The sequence below is a fragment of the Paenibacillus sp. EKM10P genome (genome assembly GCF_011800655.1).
Classification (GTDB): Bacteria; Bacillota; Bacilli; order Paenibacillales; family Paenibacillaceae; genus Paenibacillus; species Paenibacillus polymyxa.
Genome location: NZ_JAALET010000002.1, coordinates 694,422 through 711,813 on the forward strand (window position 1 = coordinate 694,422; position 17,392 = coordinate 711,813).

At 46.2% G+C, this 17,392-nt stretch carries 21 protein-coding genes; 3 read left to right on the forward strand and 18 right to left on the reverse strand.

What is annotated here, in order from left to right; genetic code table 11:
• Positions 1-125 precede the first annotated feature (125 nt).
• The 17 genes from HFE01_RS08630 to HFE01_RS08710 form a co-directional block, all read right to left on the reverse strand.
• Positions 126-359, reverse strand: coding sequence for a DUF2273 domain-containing protein (locus tag HFE01_RS08630; protein ID WP_016822290.1), 234 nt, complete (start codon positions 357-359; stop codon positions 126-128).
• 15 nt (positions 360-374) lie between these two features.
• On the reverse strand, positions 375-914 hold the full coding sequence (gene amaP, locus HFE01_RS08635) for an alkaline shock response membrane anchor protein AmaP (RefSeq protein WP_013371778.1): 540 nt from the start codon (positions 912-914) through the stop codon (positions 375-377).
• A 73-nt stretch (positions 915-987) separates the two neighbouring features.
• The gene (locus tag HFE01_RS08640) at positions 988-1,401 is read right to left on the reverse strand and encodes an Asp23/Gls24 family envelope stress response protein (RefSeq protein ID WP_013310820.1); all 414 of its coding nucleotides are present in this window, start codon (positions 1,399-1,401) and stop codon (positions 988-990) included.
• A gap of 125 nt (positions 1,402-1,526) precedes the next feature.
• Positions 1,527-2,870 carry an acetyl-CoA carboxylase biotin carboxylase subunit gene (gene accC / locus HFE01_RS08645; protein ID WP_013371779.1) on the reverse strand — a complete coding sequence of 448 codons (1,344 nt, stop codon included), beginning with the start codon at positions 2,868-2,870 and terminating at the stop codon, positions 1,527-1,529.
• Between the two features lie 60 nt (positions 2,871-2,930).
• Positions 2,931-3,422 (reverse strand): acetyl-CoA carboxylase biotin carboxyl carrier protein, encoded by a 492-nt coding sequence (gene accB, locus HFE01_RS08650; RefSeq protein WP_016822291.1) that lies wholly within the window; start codon positions 3,420-3,422, stop codon positions 2,931-2,933.
• A gap of 138 nt (positions 3,423-3,560) precedes the next feature.
• A complete protein-coding gene (locus tag HFE01_RS08655) occupies positions 3,561-4,385 on the reverse strand; it encodes a SpoIIIAH-like family protein (RefSeq protein WP_167437957.1) in 825 nt (274 codons plus the stop codon).
• A 62-nt stretch (positions 4,386-4,447) separates the two neighbouring features.
• Positions 4,448-5,089 (reverse strand): stage III sporulation protein AG, encoded by a 642-nt coding sequence (gene spoIIIAG / locus HFE01_RS08660; protein WP_016822293.1) that lies wholly within the window; start codon positions 5,087-5,089, stop codon positions 4,448-4,450.
• A gap of 16 nt (positions 5,090-5,105) precedes the next feature.
• Positions 5,106-5,864, reverse strand: coding sequence for a stage III sporulation protein AF (locus tag HFE01_RS08665; protein ID WP_107733390.1), 759 nt, complete (start codon positions 5,862-5,864; stop codon positions 5,106-5,108).
• Positions 5,865-5,902: 38 nt separating this feature from the next.
• On the reverse strand, positions 5,903-7,093 hold the full coding sequence (spoIIIAE, locus tag HFE01_RS08670) for a stage III sporulation protein AE (RefSeq protein WP_017427498.1): 1,191 nt from the start codon (positions 7,091-7,093) through the stop codon (positions 5,903-5,905).
• A 12-nt stretch (positions 7,094-7,105) separates the two neighbouring features.
• Positions 7,106-7,495, reverse strand: a complete 390-nt coding sequence (gene spoIIIAD / locus HFE01_RS08675) for a stage III sporulation protein AD (RefSeq protein ID WP_013371785.1) — start codon at positions 7,493-7,495, stop codon at positions 7,106-7,108.
• 8 nt (positions 7,496-7,503) lie between these two features.
• Positions 7,504-7,707 carry a stage III sporulation protein AC gene (spoIIIAC, locus tag HFE01_RS08680; protein WP_010345636.1) on the reverse strand — a complete coding sequence of 68 codons (204 nt, stop codon included), beginning with the start codon at positions 7,705-7,707 and terminating at the stop codon, positions 7,504-7,506.
• Positions 7,708-7,719: 12 nt separating this feature from the next.
• The gene (gene spoIIIAB, locus HFE01_RS08685) at positions 7,720-8,238 is read right to left on the reverse strand and encodes a stage III sporulation protein SpoIIIAB (protein ID WP_013371786.1); all 519 of its coding nucleotides are present in this window, start codon (positions 8,236-8,238) and stop codon (positions 7,720-7,722) included.
• Positions 8,231-9,226 carry a stage III sporulation protein AA gene (spoIIIAA, locus tag HFE01_RS08690; protein WP_107733389.1) on the reverse strand — a complete coding sequence of 332 codons (996 nt, stop codon included), beginning with the start codon at positions 9,224-9,226 and terminating at the stop codon, positions 8,231-8,233. Before spoIIIAA ends, spoIIIAB begins: the two co-directional genes overlap by 8 nt.
• 389 nt (positions 9,227-9,615) lie before the next feature.
• Complete coding sequence (locus HFE01_RS08695) at positions 9,616-10,869, reverse strand: aspartate kinase (protein WP_107733388.1); 1,254 nt, start codon at positions 10,867-10,869, stop codon at positions 9,616-9,618.
• Between the two features lie 196 nt (positions 10,870-11,065).
• Complete coding sequence (gene efp, locus HFE01_RS08700) at positions 11,066-11,623, reverse strand: elongation factor P (RefSeq protein WP_013371789.1); 558 nt, start codon at positions 11,621-11,623, stop codon at positions 11,066-11,068.
• Between the two features lie 32 nt (positions 11,624-11,655).
• Positions 11,656-12,729, reverse strand: a complete 1,074-nt coding sequence (locus tag HFE01_RS08705; RefSeq protein ID WP_107733387.1) for a M24 family metallopeptidase — start codon at positions 12,727-12,729, stop codon at positions 11,656-11,658.
• Positions 12,730-12,803: 74 nt separating this feature from the next.
• On the reverse strand, positions 12,804-13,394 hold the full coding sequence (locus tag HFE01_RS08710) for a YqhR family membrane protein (RefSeq protein WP_107733386.1): 591 nt from the start codon (positions 13,392-13,394) through the stop codon (positions 12,804-12,806).
• A gap of 265 nt (positions 13,395-13,659) precedes the next feature.
• Between HFE01_RS08710 and HFE01_RS08715 the strand changes: the two genes are divergently transcribed.
• The 3 genes from HFE01_RS08715 (at position 13,660) to HFE01_RS08725 (ending at position 16,250) form a co-directional block, all read left to right on the forward strand.
• A complete protein-coding gene (locus HFE01_RS08715) occupies positions 13,660-14,661 on the forward strand; it encodes an ABC transporter substrate-binding protein (protein ID WP_167437956.1) in 1,002 nt (333 codons plus the stop codon).
• 268 nt (positions 14,662-14,929) lie between these two features.
• A complete protein-coding gene (locus HFE01_RS08720) occupies positions 14,930-15,922 on the forward strand; it encodes a DUF1385 domain-containing protein (protein ID WP_107733385.1) in 993 nt (330 codons plus the stop codon).
• 7 nt (positions 15,923-15,929) lie between these two features.
• The gene (locus tag HFE01_RS08725) at positions 15,930-16,250 is read left to right on the forward strand and encodes a hypothetical protein (protein WP_174820963.1); all 321 of its coding nucleotides are present in this window, start codon (positions 15,930-15,932) and stop codon (positions 16,248-16,250) included.
• Positions 16,251-16,369: 119 nt separating this feature from the next.
• Here HFE01_RS08725 and HFE01_RS08730 read toward each other — a convergent pair whose 3' ends face one another.
• Positions 16,370-17,359 (reverse strand): patatin-like phospholipase family protein, encoded by a 990-nt coding sequence (locus HFE01_RS08730; protein WP_016822303.1) that lies wholly within the window; start codon positions 17,357-17,359, stop codon positions 16,370-16,372.
• Positions 17,360-17,392: the final 33 nt, after the last annotated feature.

Consider the following 17,392-nt stretch of genomic DNA (forward strand, 5'->3'; position numbering starts at 1 on the left):
TACGCTTGCCTATATCTATTTTTCATTCTAACCAATTTCCACAAAAAAACCTGTGAACGCATCCTCCAAAACCGTTGGGCGCAAATAAGCTACAGCTGTATTTTGGAGAACACGTATCACAGGGTTCATTTAAAAGGACGCCAACGCTGCGACAACCATTCGCTCCATTCTTTCCAAGGGAAGAATGGACCAAGCGCTGAATCGCTACGTCTTCCTAGCGTATATCCGATGAACACCATCAATGCAAAGAACAACATATTCCAAAAGCCTGCCCACAAGTAAATAAAACCGAAAAAAATACCAGCCGTGATCCCCATGATCCGGCCCTTGTAACTTCCCCATATTTCTTTCCAGGGCATCAGGGAAAATCACCTCTATTCCACACGACTCTTAAAGCTTGGTGACTGAGAAACATTAGCGATGTACACCGACACATTGGATACTGGAATTCCTGTAATCTCTTCCACATGGTCGTGTACCCCCTTTTGTACCTCGGAGGTTAACACCGGAATGGAGCTTTCCCCGTCAACAATCGCCCGAATCGTAATATCAAGTCCCGATTCCAACACACGAACGCGTGCTTTCAGATCCTGCATCCCGCGAAATCGGGAAGCCGCTTTGAGGCACAGATTTTCGATGGTATCCACCGAAATCTGAATATCACCGTATTCGGTTCGCTGATCAATAGAATGCTGTACGGTTTGGTTCCGTCGAATAGAGATATAAAAAACCCGAAGACTCAATAACAACAGAACTCCTGCAATAATCAAGCTGGTAAACCACACCACTCGCTCATCCTCAATACTTAAAACATACGGAATGGCCCCGCTCAGGAGGAGGATGGCGAGAATGGAGATAATTCCGATACTTAAGCTGTACAAAAACAGCAGAAGTCTGTCCATAACTTTAGCCACGAAACGCACAGCCTCCTTAAATTAGAGTAAACCCTCGACCCATAAGGGTCGGGGGTTTGTACAAAGTATCGCTCTATTTAACCCGTCCGGCGCCCAGCACTTCCGGCTCTTCTACTTTTTCAGCATTTTTGAATTGAACATCGTGAATTTGCACGTTCACTTCTACCACGTTAAGACCTGTCATGTTTTCAATGGAACGCTTAACATTATGCTGAATAGCAGCAGCCACCTCGGGCAGACGATTACCATACTCAATAATGACGGAGACGTCTACAGCAGCTTCACGCTGTCCGACTTCCACTTTTACACCTTTAGATAAATTTTTGCGGCCTAGCAGTTCGGCAAATCCGCCAGCAAATCCGCCACTCATTCCCGCAACGCCCGGCACCTCAACGGTAGCCAGTCCGGCAATGACTTCAATAACTTCCGGGGCAATTTGAATCTCCCCAATTTCTGTACGTTCGAATTCGGTTGGCACTGTGCTCATACCTTCAACACCTTTCGGTCAAAATAAGTTTCATTCCAGCTTTGGATATCAAAGCAGACATGCTCACTTATTATCCATACTATATCATTTGGCGTTCATTATGACAAACTGAGGAAATATACCGATTAAACTTCGTTTTCCTCCAAAAATTTAATATCAAAATCGCCTTCAATAAAGGTCGGATGCTCTAGCAAGCGCTGGTGAAAAGAAATCGTTGTGGGTATGCCCTCAATAGCAAACTCAGCTAAAGCCCGCTTCATTTTGGCAATCGCCTCCTGCCGTGTAGGCGCCCATACAATCAGCTTGGCAATCATAGAGTCATAATAAGGAGGAATGCTATAACCTGGATAAGCAGCGCTGTCTACCCGCACTCCAGGACCGCCCGGAGGCAGATAAAATCCGATTTTACCCGGTGCAGGCATAAAATTACGATCCGGGTCCTCAGCGTTAATACGGCATTCGATTGCCCACCCATTAATCGTGACTTCTTCCTGCGTAAAGGAAAGCGGATGCCCTTCAGCAACCGAAATCATTTCTTTAATCAGGTCTACACCAGTAATCATTTCTGTTACTGGATGTTCCACCTGAATACGTGTGTTCATTTCCATGAAATAGAATTTATTGTCCGGACCTAGCAAAAATTCAAGCGTACCTGCGCCAGAGTATTGAACGGCCAAAGCTGCACGAACAGCTGCCTGTCCCATTTCTTCACGAACATCCTGCGAAAGTACTGGACATGGTGCTTCCTCCAACAACTTCTGACGACGACGCTGAACAGAGCAGTCCCGTTCACCCAAGTAGGCAACATTACCATGCTTGTCCGCTATGATCTGTATTTCCACGTGTTTCATACCGGTCAGATATTTTTCCAGATACACGCCCGCATTACCAAAGGCCTTCTGCGCTTCCTGCTGAGCAGTCGTGATTTGCTGGATAAGATTATCCTCATCTTCAGCGATACGAATACCTTTACCACCACCACCTGCTGTGGCCTTGATAATGACCGGATATCCGATATCACGTGCGATACTGATTGCATCCTGTACATCCTCAACCAGTCCGTCTGAACCTGGAATAACTGGAACCCCGGCATCCTTCATGGTCTGCTTGGCTACAGCCTTATCTCCCATTTTGTTAATTGCTTCAGGAGAAGGTCCGATAAACGTAATATTGCATGATTCGCAAATTTCAGCGAAGTCTGCATTTTCCGCCAAAAATCCGTAACCTGGATGAATGGCATCACATTCAGTCAATGTAGCAACACTCATCAGGTTCGTAAAATTAAGATAGCTGTCCTTAGACAACGTCGGTCCGATACAGTAAGCCTCATCTGCGAGACGCACATGCAACGAATCCTTGTCAGCTTCCGAATAGACGGCAACTGTCGAAATATTCATTTCGCGGCAAGCGCGAATGATACGAACTGCAATTTCTCCACGGTTCGCGATTAATACTTTTTGAAATGTCATGACTTTATCCTCCCTGGGAGCAGTCTTGCCGAACCCTCAAAAAGGGGTCAAACAAGCTTTTTACTCCGGTTTCACAAGGAACAATGGCTGGCCATACTCAACCAACTGTCCGTTTTCGGCCAAAATTTCCACAATTTCGCCCTTCACTTCAGCTTCCAACTCGTTCATCAACTTCATCGCTTCAATGATACATACCGTTGTTTTATCGCCTACTTTACTGCCGATACTCACATACGGAGCCGTATCCGGGGATGAAGAACTATAGAAAGTGCCTACCATCGGAGATACGATTTTATGTAGATTGCTTGCATATTCCTTCGGTTCCCCAGCAGTTGCATGTCCAACATCGGACTGTACTTGTGGATTCGGAATTGCAGCTTGTGGCGCCACTGTATAAGCAGGTGCTGTTACAGGAGCCTGTACCGTAACGATCTCGCTTTTACCCGGTTTACGGATCATGAGGCGAGTTCCTTCATTTTCAATTTCAAGCTCATGCACAGACGTTTCATCCACCAGCTTGATCAATTCCTTAATCTCGCTTAATTTAAACATCTCTATTAATCACTCCTTCAGCATTTTGCCGGTTGCTGATAACATTTTTGAAACAGCTTTATGTATTATATCACAATCATTAAAAATAGAAAGAGCCCGGGATTGTGCAGAAATCCGGGCTTTTTCGCGTTTTTTGTCTTATTGTGTAACATACTGGACACTGATCTTGTCCTGCGTTACGTTTAATTCCTTCATGACTTTATCGACAATCGTTACCGCTTGCTTAGCATCCAATTTTTCACTCAGAACCACTACTTTGTATTTATCAGCATCTTCCTCGCGGACAACTGCATTGGCGAATTGCTGCTGTAGTTCTTCTTCGATACCGGTAATTTTGGCTTGTTTATCTTCAAGTACATGCAATTCCTTTTGCGCCTCTGCGGCTTTCTGAGGTGTACTATCATTCATTGCCGTAGTCAGCTCATCATTTTTCTTTTGATTTTCCACATCCCGCTCCAGCAAATAGTTGTCAATCACAGCTGCCGCTGTTGGTTGGGCTGCTTGTTCGCTTGCCACTTGATCAAGTACCTGCTTGTCGGTTTTAGCGCTAGAAGCTGCTTTGTCATCACTTTTAGCTGTCGTGTCTGTCTTAGCTGTAGTTGTGTTTTGATCGGATGCAGTCGATTCAGTAGCAGGGGGGGCGGCGGCTGTGTCTTTATCACCTTTTGATGGTTCTGTTGCTGGTTCAGTTGTAGAAGCTGTGTCCTTTGTGGAAGTCTCTGCCGTTCCGTCAGTTACTTCTCCATTGGTTACTACTTCATTTACTTTCAGTTCGTTCATTTGTTCTTCTGCCTTTGTCGTTGCTTCCTGTGCAGCATCCTGTTTAACCTTGCTCACCTGCTCGCTGTCCGCTACTGGCGGATTCGCCGGACTTGAGTCCTCCGTAAACAAATAATATGCAGACAGTACCACCATTAAACTCAGCATGGACACCAGCCAAACGGTTTGTCTTTTATTATTCATGTTCTGTCCTCCATATTCATAAGTGGTTTGCAATATTAACTTCTTTGTTCCCCAATTCCATATTATCCCTGCTTACGCGGAACGACTGATATTTTGTATGAAGGTACGTTTAGTCCCTTCTGCACAGCATCCACAATGAGCTGCTTCACCGTAGGGTTTTCTGCCCCCATAGCCACAACAAGCACTCCCCTTACCTGTGGTTTTACTTTTTTGGTAACAATCGGGGTGTGCTGACCGCCCGATGATTCATAGGTGACAATCTCACCATCGCGTGTATATTGAGTAGTGTGCCTTTGTCCACCATTGGCGTCCGACTCGTTATTTTCTTCCTGCATGTCTTTCACATTCCGTTGAACGATCACTTCTTCGGTAGAATCTACCGTAACCATGACATCGACGGTTCCTACGCCAACAATCTGCTCCAGCATCTGTTTCATATTGTCCTCAAAAGCCTTCTCGATTCCGGCAAAGGAACTGTCCTCACCTACCGTTGTTTCTAACGCAGGCTCATTTTTCATTACGCCAGGCGGTTCTCTCCCTACGTTTTCCGGGTCGACTTTTTTCACATTAACGAATGAATTAAAGAGCATAATCGCTACACCGATAAGGCCAAGAATAAGTAGCCAACGAAATGAATTGAACCTTTTCGCTCCGTCCCCCCCTCCACCCATCCATTGCTCCAGCTTTTTCCTCCATTTGCCCATTTCGGTTCACCTCCTGTTACCATTCATGTGTTCCATCCTGCGAATTAATCACCTGAACATGTGTGCTGTCGATCCCCCATTTTTCACGTAGAATTCCTGTGATTAAACCAAAAGCTTTCTGATCCGCATATTTGCCATTCTCTGTGGTTTCGTCAGGACTACGATCATCTTCTCGCGTTCCTTCATTATGATTAGAGGGTTTTGACTGTGTCGGCTCCACACGAATATTCACTGTCTTTTCAGCTACAGGCTCCACCACAACCGGCTTGATATCTGTACCCTTTGTGTTTTTTTCTTTTTCTGCCTTCTGCTCCGCCAATTTGACCACTACTGACTGAACACCCGTTCCTGCCTCTAGCCCCGATTCTTTCTGCTGAATCTGCGCAAGGGTCACCTGGACCGACTGAATTGCTAACCCAGTGTACTGCTCCAATTGCCCTTTCATTTCCTTAGCTACCTCTTTGCCTGCCCATTGCATGGAGCTTTGTTCCTGCTGTTGCTTTAGCTTGTTGCCTTTGGCTAAGATCTCTTCCAATGTCGGTTCCCTATTACCTGTCTCTGCCTGGCGTTGCAGATCCAATGCTCGCCCCAGAACCTCTGAGGGACTACTGCTCAGCAAGCGCACAATCGGAGACAGCAATGTCAGCAAAACAAGCAGGCTGAGTACGAGTTTGACATACCTTTCCATAGATCGGCTCGGTAAGATCATATCGACAAAAGAAGCCAGCAGCACGATTAGCACTAGTTCCTTGAGCCAGCCTCCCAGCCAGGTCACGTCACTCGCCTCCCTCTCGTTGGATTATGTGCATGTATTCACCTCATCATGACTGTCATGTTGCCTGCTGCGAGCATGACGGTAATCGCAAGGAAGGACATTAATCCCACTGCCGCCAGTGCCGCAAAAACATAAATCATACTCTTGCCGATGGCATCCAAACATTCCACAATAGGCGTATCTCCCAAAGGCTGCATGATTGCTGCGGTCACTTTATAAATGAGGGCTAGTGTCAGAATTTTGAGAGCAGGAAAAGCACACAGGAACAAAATAATGATGACTCCCACAAGGCCGATGGCATTTTTAACGAGCAGTGATGCCGAAATGACCGTATCCGTCGCATCTGCCAGCGCCTTGCCTACCACCGGAACAAAGCTACCTGTAATATATTTAGCTGTACGGATTGTTAATCCGTCAGTAACCGAAGAGGTTAATCCCTGTACCGAAATGACTCCTAGAAAAATAGTCAGAAGCACTCCCAGCACGGCAACACCCGCGTTCCGCAGTAGATCAGCTAACTGGGTCAGCTTGTATTTGCCCGTGAGCGAGTTGACCAAGTACAGCACAGCCGAGAAGAACAGCAGCGGGAAAACAAGCGTATGAATAACTGTTCCGACCGTGTTGATCATAAATACAATCAGCGGGTGGGTCACCGAAACGGTGACAACGTTACCCATCGAGGCCAACATGGTAAACAGCAAGGGCAACATCGCCATCATGAAATGAATCATGCTGTCAATTGCTTCTTTGGCATAACCAATCGCTACACTAAAGCTATTAATCGCCAAAATGATAATGACCATGTACACGATAGCGTAGGCAACTTTGCTGACCTGCTTGCTTTCAAAAGCGCTTTGCAGCGTTTCCAGCACCATACTCATAATGCTGAGCATGACGATGGTGACGAGCAGCTTGGCATTCACCCGGATTTCATGGATGAAAAAATCAGCTATGGCCATCAACACACCTTTTATACTGAATCCTTCACCACCCGGAAGCAGCATGTCCATGAAAGAAGGCGTTTTCTGGTCAGGGAAAAATCCGCCGTATTGCTTCATGAGTCCGTCCCAATAATGTTCAACATCATCTTTGGGCATTTGCTCCGCCTGTTGTCTGATCCATTCGTTTGTAGGTGTATCTGCGAAGAGGACCGCAGCCGAGGCACACCAGAGACATAGCAGCAAAATCACAATAACTTTGAGATTCGGCATGCCCCCCAGCCTTTTCATGGCATCACCCCCTCAGGCGGGCATTAGCTTCAGAATGGTATCAATAATAATGCTGATAATCGGGATTGCGAGTACCATGATGAGTACCTTTCCAGTAAGCTCTATTTTGGAAGCTATGCCATCTTGTCCCGCATCCCGTACGATCTGTGCTCCGAATTCGGCAATATAAGCGATACCGATTATTTTTAATACGGTTTTAAAATAAATCATGTCCATCCCTGAAGACCTGGCCAGTCGCTCCAGCACGGCAACCACAGATCCGATCTTGCCAATCAGCAGCAAAAAAATGACGATTCCCGCAGCTGTTGCAATCAAAAAGGCAAACATCGGCTTCTGTTCCTTGATAACTAAGATGAGGACTGTGGCAACGAGGGCGAAGCCCACCACTTGAATGATTTCCATGTGTTCACCTACTGAAAAAGAAAAATAGATTTGATCTCTTGCAGAAGGTTATCCAACATTCGCACCACCATGAACAGCACGACAACGAAACCGATGACCGTCACCCAGTGGGCCATGTCTTCCTTGCCCATTTGCTTTAGTACGGTATGAATCATAGCGATAATAATGCCAATTCCGGCAATCTGGAAAATTGCGTTCACTTCTAAATTCATTCGAGCACCCCGCTAATAGATCAAAATGACGATCAATGCTCCGATCAGCAGTCCCAGGCTTCTGCTCATACGCTCGTATCTCACCTGATCTGCCTGCGCCTGCGCTTCTTCATGGGATAACTGCTGGATGGTCAGCGCAATGTGCTTGATCTGGTCTTCACGGTCGCTGGTTCCAAGGCTGTAAGCAAGCTGACGCATCGCTTCCTTCTCGGCCTGCTTCATAGAGGAACGGCTCCACGAGACTTCAATCGCTTTATGCAAGCTTTCTCTGGCGGTCAGGCCAAAAGAGGGGTGCATCCAGCGTGAGGCTTGCTGAAACAGAGAGCGCAGCGGCTCTCGCAAGGGCTCTCCAGTCTTGGCGAATGCATCTGGTAACGGAGACACCCCGTAAGAAACCTCGGTGGTCAGTCTTTGCAGTGCGAGAATTAACTCTCTGATTTGCCGCGGCCTCATGGCAAATTGTCTTGCCCGCTGCCAGCCTGCCAGTGTGGTGGCTAGTATAACCAAGACAGCTCCCAGCAGCTTAAGCATAGGAGATGCCCCCGTTCTGCCCTTCTCCAGGCAGTGTCAGCCTGCGCTGCTTGGCATCTGCCAGCCGAAAAGAGACGCCCCGGCTCGTCCGCTCCAGCATGACATAGAGCTGGAACAGCTCCTGTCCTGTAGCTAATCCGGCAAAGGCAGATCGGCTCGCCATTTCAGCCACATCACGACCATGTGCGGAAGCAATGACTGCGATGCCTGCACGAAGCGCTTCACGCACCGCTTCCGCATCTTCTGGCCGCCCGATCTCATCCACAATCAGGACATCCGGTGACATCGAGCGAATCATCATCATCATCCCCTCTGCTTTCGGACATCCGTCCAATACATCGGTGCGAGGTCCGACATCAAAGCCGGGGATGCCCTTGTGACTACCGGCGATCTCAGAACGTTCATCTATAATGCCCACCTTAAGTCCATTTCGTCGCCCTCCGTTGCTTTGCATCCCTCCGTAACTCAGTTGTCGAGCCAAGTCCCTAAGCAACGTCGTCTTGCCATGCTGAGGCGGTGACAAGATGAGCGTATGCCGTATCGTCCCGGATTTTTGATCCGCTACATAAGGTAATATCCGATCAGCTATGCCAGGAATGGCCCGGGCAATTCGTACATTAAAGCTGCTTATATCCCTCAAATGCTCTACTCGCCCTCGGTTAAGCACAGTTCTCCCTGCCAAGCCAACACGATGACCGCCAGGGATGGTAATAAACCCTTTGCGAAGCTCCTCTTCCATGGTGTACAGAGAATGATTACTGATAAAATCCAGCAATCGGTGGGCATCCTCGCGGTTAGGCTTATAGGCTTCAACAGGATTCAAAGTCAGCCGACCAGCAGTCGTTACAAAATGATGATCACCATTCGCATTAACTTCCAGCGGCCTTCCTTCCCGAACCCGAATTTCTTCCAGTTGCTTAAATACCTTTTCTGGAAGCCTTCCGAGTATACCGTGCAACGGTTCCGGAAATAACTCCAGCCATTCCATACCAATGCCGCCTCCTCACAGTTGTCCTTTTCTTTAAGACAAGTCTATGGCTGACTCTCGCTTTTTATGCCGAAAATATATTGAAAATCCAGTCGAACTTTTGATCACTCCTATCCATGCTCAGCGGACCTTTCCCCGCTCATTCAAGCACCTTTCCCTGCGTTGTATAATAAAAAAAGGCTCCCTCGAAGCCTTGGTGGCTAAGGGATACCCTTAAATAAAAAAGCTAGATTTACAGCAAAAAGAGGCTGTTCCACAGTCTGTCTCTCACTGATGGAACAACCTCTTAACCTACTGCTGTATTCTATGATTTATCAATCTATAAATAGGGAACGTATAATTTATCGACCTTTCCCCGTCATAGCATTTCTCTATATCAATTGATGTTATTAACGACGGTCTTTAGGGCCGCCTACAAACGCTTGCTCCTCGGTATCCAGATTATAAGCTGTATGCAACGCTTGGATAACCTCATGAAGCTTTCCAGCTTCAATTACACACGATACCTTGATTTCGGATGTGCTTACCATTTTAATGCTAACGCCTTGCTCGGCCAGCACGGCAAACATTTGTGCTGCAACACCCGGGTGGCTAACCATTCCTGCACCTACAATGGAGACCTTCACCAAATTTTCCTCAGACGTTACTTCACGGTATGGAAGCTCCCCGCGAATACCTTCCAGCGTCTTAAGTGCAGCTTCACGATCCGTTAGAGCTACCGTAAAGGAGAAATCTGCTTTTCCAGCTTCAACCCCGCTCTGTACAATAATGTCTACATCAATTTTGGCTACTGCCAGTGTTCCGAAAACTTTCGCCAGTACACCAGGGATATCTGCAACGCCCAAAATACTGATTCTTGCTACATTTTTATCATATGCAATTCCACTGACTACAACGCCTTGCTCCATTACTGCATCCTCCTTTACGACTGTTCCTTCATTATGGTTAAAACTAGACCGTACAATCAACGGTACCCGGTTATGTTTGGCATACTCTACCGCACGGGGATGTAAAACAGCCGCACCTAAATTGGCTAATTCCAGCATCTCATCATAAGAAATTTCTTTTAGCTTACGTGCCACCTTCACAATCCGTGGATCTGTTGAATATATGCCGTCCACATCTGTGTAAATTTCACAGGCATCCGCTTGAATTGCCGCTGCCAGCGCAACGGCCGTCGTATCAGAACCACCACGTCCCAGCGTCGTAATATCTCCATCTGCAGACATCCCCTGGAAACCAGCTACAACAACAATCTTGTTGTTGCTCAGTGCATCCAGCACACGCTGAGGTTGAATATCCGTAATCCGTGCCCGACCAAAGTCAGATTCAGTACGGAAGCCTGCCTGCCATCCCGTAAACGATACCGCTTCATGACCCAGCTGCTGAATAGCCATCGACAACAATGCGATTGAAATTTGCTCGCCTGTCGTCATCAACATATCCAACTCACGTGCAGGCAACTGCTCATTTAATAATTTGGCCTGGTCAATCAATTCGTCTGTTGTGTCTCCCATTGCGGAAACGACCACTACACATTGATGCCCTTCACTCTGTTTCTCAACGACGCGTTTTGCCACGCGTTTCATGCGCTCCGTGTCACCGACGGAACTGCCTCCGAATTTCATGACATACAAAGACAACGATATTCACTCCCTCAGACTCAACAGTATGTAACCTTGAGATGGCACCAAACGATTTGAACGTGACATCCTGCGGCATAACTTTAGTACAGTATAATACGAAAGTGCTGTGTGGAGCCAATGTTTTTTAATATTCGTACATATAAAAATATCCTCTGCCCTTAATAAGGACAGAGGATACCTGAAAATGTAAATTCTATGCGCGAGACATGTATTTGCCGTCACGAGTATCAATTAACAATACGTCATCTTGGTTAATAAACAGAGGAACTTGAACATTCAAGCCTGTTTCCAGTTTGGCATTTTTGGTTGCACCTGTAGCTGTATTCCCTTTAATACCTGGTTCTGTTTCAATTACTTTGAGTTCCACGCTAGTAGGCAGGTTGATACCCAGGATTTCTCCGTTGTAGCTTATGATATTTACATTCATGTTTTCTTTCAGGAAGTTAAGCTCCCATTTCAGCTGATCGCTGGACAATGTAAATTGATCATATGTTTCGTTGTCCATGAATGTATGATCGTCTGCACTAGCATACAGATAAGATACACCACGATTTTCGATTTGCGCCCGGCCGATTGTTTCACCCGCACGGAATGTACGTTCAACCGTATTACCATTACGCAGGTTTTTCAACTTGGAGCGTACGAATGCTGCGCCTTTACCTGGTTTTACGTGTTGAAAATCCAGAACTGTAAAAATATCTCCGTCTACCTCGACGGTCAAACCTGTTTTAAAATCATTAACGTTAATCACTAAATACCCCTCCTACAGGACTGTTATCGTTATTAAACGACTGTAAATTCTTTGCTCGAATGCGTTAATACTTTGATGCCGCTATCTGTAATAACGATATCATCCTCGATCCGTACACCGCCCAATCCAGGCACATAGATACCTGGTTCGACCGTTACAACCATACCCGGCTCCAGAATATCATCACTTGCCTTCGACAGACGTGTAGATTCATGCACTTCAAGACCCAGACCATGACCTGTACTGTGTCCGAAATTGTCTCCATACCCATGGCTAGCAATAATATCCCGGGTCAGCGCATCCGCTTCACGGCCTGTCATGCCCGGCTTAATATGTTCGAGTGCGTGAAGCTGCGCCTTAAGTACAATATCGTAGATCTCGCGCAACTGAGGCGCCAAATCCCCTTGTGTAGCCACTGTACGGGTCAAATCGGAGCAGTAGCCATCCAGCAACGCACCAAAATCAAACGTAATCAGCTCACCTGCTTGTACTAACTTTGCACTAGCTACTCCATGAGGCAATGCCGAACGAACTCCGGATGCCACAATCGTGTCAAATGAAGAAGAAGTAGCTCCCTGCTTGCGCATGAAGAATTCCATTTCCAGATCCAGCTCACGCTCGCTGACTCCTGGTTTGATGTAAGGTAAAATGTGTGCAAATGTAGCATCTGCCAAATCCGCTGCCCGTTGCATCACTTCGAGCTCTTCCGCATCCTTGTACACCCGCAGCTTTTCCACAATGCCCGATACCGGAACCAGCTTAATAGGTGACAGATCTTCGCTATAAGCTTTATGTGTCGCAACAGTTACATCATCCTGCTCAAAGCCTGTTTCGCTAATCTGATGGGAAGACAGCAATTCTCTTACTGTTTCCATGACATGCGCAGCGTGCTGCACTACCGTAAAGCCTTGGGCTTGTTCGGTCGCTTGTGTCATATAACGAAAGTCAGTCAGCAAATAGCTATGGGATTCTGTAATCAGCACATAGCCCGCTGAACCTGTGAAGCCTGTCAAATATCGACGATTGACAGGGCTGGTAATCAGCATAGCCCGCAGGTTATGCTCGCCCAGCGCCTGCCGCAACTTTAGCACACGGTCATTCTTCATCTTCATTCCGCTCCCCTCTGTCAAATAACCAAATGCTATTTTAACACAGGGGATAGGCGCTTGAGAAGTTTTTGTTACGTTCTGTCCCCAGCCTTCTCAGGCTCGCGCATTCTTTCATCCGTATACTCGACAGCAACGGTATATCCGATAAATAGTCCCCACAGTATAAATACGCAAACTTCCGTATATATGGAATTCCATGTTAATCGATAAGGAGGGCTCATCATCCCTAACTTAGGGCCTGTTAACACAAATAAAATAACCCACCAAATCAGACCGTATATAATACCGGGGATTGGGCCATTAAACCTGCGCAAAATCAGGGTGTACACCAATGACGCTACCACGGACAATCCAATAAAAAACAGCAACCCCACCAAATGCCCTGCCATGGTGTTCATGAACGAATGCTTGAAAAACGGCTCTGCCAGAAAGCCAGGCGCCACTACTGTAAAGTGCAGCGTATAAAACAGCCAGCGCAGCAACCCCCAGAGCAAACCCGCAAAAAAACCCAGCTCAAGTGCAAAGGGAATGAGCGGTGTATGTAATTTGCCTGACTGTTGTCTGCCTCTGTTACTGTTGTCATTATGATTACGTTGATTTTGAGATTCACGGGACTGTTCCTGATCACGACCTATTTTCGGTATAGAGTAAGTTTCACTCATGTGCTTGGATCTCCTTTCAAAATGAATAAATTTTCTCATGGTGAGGACTCATTGTTATAAGGAAAAGCATGTGTACTTCCACCAAATTCGTGCCTATCCATTTTGAGAGGTAGTATGCTCCAATGGGGAGCAGTTTAACAATGAAGTCGAAGAGTGGATTTAATAATCTTTGCATTGACAAAATTTCAATCCTGTTTCATAATATATTGATGAAAATGATAATCATTATCATTTCATAATACGTTTATACAGGAGAACGCAATCTATGAAAAAGGGATTTATCGGATTCTTATTGTTACTGACTTTTATGCTCACACTGGCAGGTTGTGGAGCAACTGACAATGCAGTAGATAAAGGTCAGACAACTACGTCGGGCAGCAAACCCACTGAAGCAGCGACCGGTCCTGTGACAGTAAAGCATAATCGTGGTGAACTCACGCTTGACAAGCCCGCGCAGCGTGTCGTGGTGCTTGAATGGACATTTACGGAGGATTTGATTGCATTGGGCGTTCAGCCAGTTGGTAATGCGGACAATGCCAACTATAAGGTGTATGTGACTCCAGAGGCGGCTCTGGACAGTAACGTGGTCGATGTCGGTACACGCAACGAGCCTAATTTGGAGGCGATTGCTTCATTAAAGCCGGATCTCATCATATCCAATTTTGATGGGAATGAAGCAATCTATGAGCAGCTCAAGGCCATCGCACCGACGATTGAATATAATCTGAACGATGGTAACGGCTACGACTATGATAAGATGGTGGAGATTTTTAATAGTATCGCAGTCGCTCTTGGAAAAGAGGATAAAGCTAAGCAGGTGCTTGCCGATCTGGACCAGCATTATGCCGAAGCCAAACAAAAGCTCGCCGCTGCAAACAAATCGGATTTCCATTTTATACTGACACAGGCTTTTACTTCGCAAAATGCAGCCAGTCTGCGTATGTTTTCAGATAATTCAGTCGTTGTGGGAACACTGGCGAAGATCGGTTTGGTTAACGATTGGAAACCGAGCAAGGTTGAATCGTATGGCTTTTCAACGGTTGGCATTGAAGCTCTGTCAGCCGTTCAGGACAGCAACTTTATCTATATTGTGCAGCCAGACGATAATGTTTTCGGCTCATCTATGAAAAACAATTCTGTTTGGAACGGTTTGAAATTCGTCAAAGAAAAACGTACTTATCCGTTGGCCAGTACAACATGGACGTTTGGCGGCCCGGTCTCGTCAAAGGGACTTGTGGATGAGACTGTCGGGGCAATTACGCAATGAATTTGATCTGGCGATTCCGTCTGATTTTATAACTGGCGATAATAAGCATTTATGGGGGCAGTCTGACCGCTCTCATAAATGCTTTTTTAAACCTATGGCATGATATCTCCCCACACTACAAGGATTTCCATCTTCTCCGTTATGATTAAATTTCCTTTTCGAATGATAAAATTAGCAGGTCACTACATCCCATTTTCGTCTAACTAGATATTCCCTTCCAAATTCGATACAATATACAAAAAAGTATGTATTAAGAGAGGTGAGACGGTTGTCACAAGCATCCAAGCCTGTGAGCTACGGCGGTCAGGCAGTCATTGAAGGTGTCATGTTCGGCGGCAAGCGTGTCAATGTCACGGCAGTTCGCCGCAAATCTGGCGAAATCACATATTTGGAAGTACCACGTAAGGAGCAATCCTGGGTGTCCAAATTCCGCAGAATTCCGTTATTGCGGGGGATTGTCAGCATCATCGACTCCAGTGCCAAGGGCACCAAGCATTTGAACTATTCAGCCGATGCGTATGCTGATGATGAAGTAGATCCGGAAGAACGCGCTGAACAAAAGAAAAAAGAGGAATCCCGTTGGAGCCTGAGCATGATGATCGGCGTGGCTGCGGTCGGTATATTGTCCTTCCTCTTTGGCAAAATTGTATTAACCCTCGTTCCGGTTGTTGTGGAGAGTTTCCTGTTTGGCGGCTTGTTTCACAACCAGATTTTGCATAATCTCGCTGAAGGAGCTATTAAGCTGATTTTGCTGCTGGCTTATTTATGGGGTATTTCCCAAACTCCGTTAATTAAGCGACTGTTTCAATATCACGGCGCGGAGCATAAAGTGATTACTGCATTTGAAGCAGGGGAAGAACTAACTCCAGCCAACGTACAAAAATATAGCCGACTGCATTATCGCTGCGGTAGCAGCTTTATTATGCTCACCGTGATTATCGGGGTACTCGTCTACTCCCTGTTTACCTACGATAATCTGTGGGAGCGCATGGGGCAACGTCTTTTACTACTTCCGATCGTATTGGGTCTTTCTTTTGAATTTCTCAAGCTGACCAATGCACTTCGGGAAATTCCAGTGCTTCGTTATCTAGGTTACCCCGGCTTATGGCTGCAGTTGCTTACCACCAAAGAACCGACCGATGATCAAGTGGAGGTATCGATTGCCTCATTTAAGCGTATGCTTGAATTGGATGCTGAGTTAGAAAATGCACCTGTAAAGGAGACTCTCAACAGTCCGGTCCTTGATCCTGTGAAAGGATGAGTGAATGATGTACAGACATGCCGTTATTTTCTGGCTTACCCTTGCTTTGGGCGCATATGGAATTGTAGATATGCTATGGAAAGGTAGCTGGGGCTTTCTCATTAGTTTACTAATCCCCGTCTTTATTTTTGCAGTTATATTTCTGCTGTACAAATACCAGCCAGGACAACGCAAGCGAACTCCCAAAGTTAAGCCCTCTGTGCGCACCATGGCCAAAACAGCCAGTGTACGTAAACAGCAGACTACAAGCAAACGCAAAGCGTATCCTTTTCATGTCATTGAGGGTTCCAAGGGCAAAAATGAAGAGGAACAACCTAAATATCATTAATCATTATCAACCTTTAAAATGTAACACAAAGGAGCCATCACCCGTGTTTTGCAATATGACCGGGAAGAGGCTCCTTTTTTACTTTATTTAAAATTACTTCAGCTGCCAGTAAGTGGTGCTTATTTCATGGCGTACATGGTATCTTTCATCAATTGATACTTACTATACTGCTGCTGGTAAGAAGTGATGCTCCATTTGTGGAAAAAAGCTTCTCCTGCCTGCACACCGGAAGCATACAACAAATCACTTTGCTCTGGTGAAATGCTGAATTGGGCAGTGCGGATACCCAATGTTGGAATTTTAATGGTCCGATACCGATTCTCCTGCTCAATGTACCGTTCATCATGTGCCGATAGCATGGTATCAAAAATAGCCTGCAGCATGGTCAATGGGCCTCGTATATAAGAAACCTTGGTCTCCGTCCCAGTTTTGCCCACCATTTGAAATCCTACCGTTGGAATCGTTTTGGCCTCACGTTCATTGACAGGCTCGTCGAAAAGCCATAGAGGCAGATTGCTGAGTAAGGCCCCATCAACAACAAATACAAATTGCTGGGAAAAGGTTTTTCCCTTGGCAAGTGCAGAATCAAGTCTTAACATAACAGGATCAAAAAAATAAGGGATACTCGTGCTCATCCGAATGGCCTTGGCTACCTCTAGTGAAGAGGGGTTTATACCAAAACGTTTGATATCCTCAGGAAGCACCAAAATGCGTCCATTCGTAATATCTGATGCAATAATGCGCAGCTTGCCAGGAGGTAGATCCGCGAATGTACGCACTCCTTTAGCTAGTAACAGCTCGCGTACCCAATGCTCCAGTGCCTCCCCTGAGTAGAGCCCTTTTTTAAGAAAGATACGTGCTGCTGGCCCAACCCACTTAATATTGAACACTGGAGAACGTCTTAACAACTTGACCAAGGGAGTTTTCTCAATTACGGCTTTCATTTCATCCGCCGTATATCCCGCAGCCAATAAAGCAGCTACAATAGCACCTGATGATGTACCAGCCAAACGATTGAATACAATATCATGCTCCTCCGCAGCCTTAACTGCACCCGCCAGCGATATTCCCTTAACCCCTCCACCCTGGAACACAGCATTGATCAGCATAGATCAAAAAACCTCCGTTCTCTTGGGAGTAAG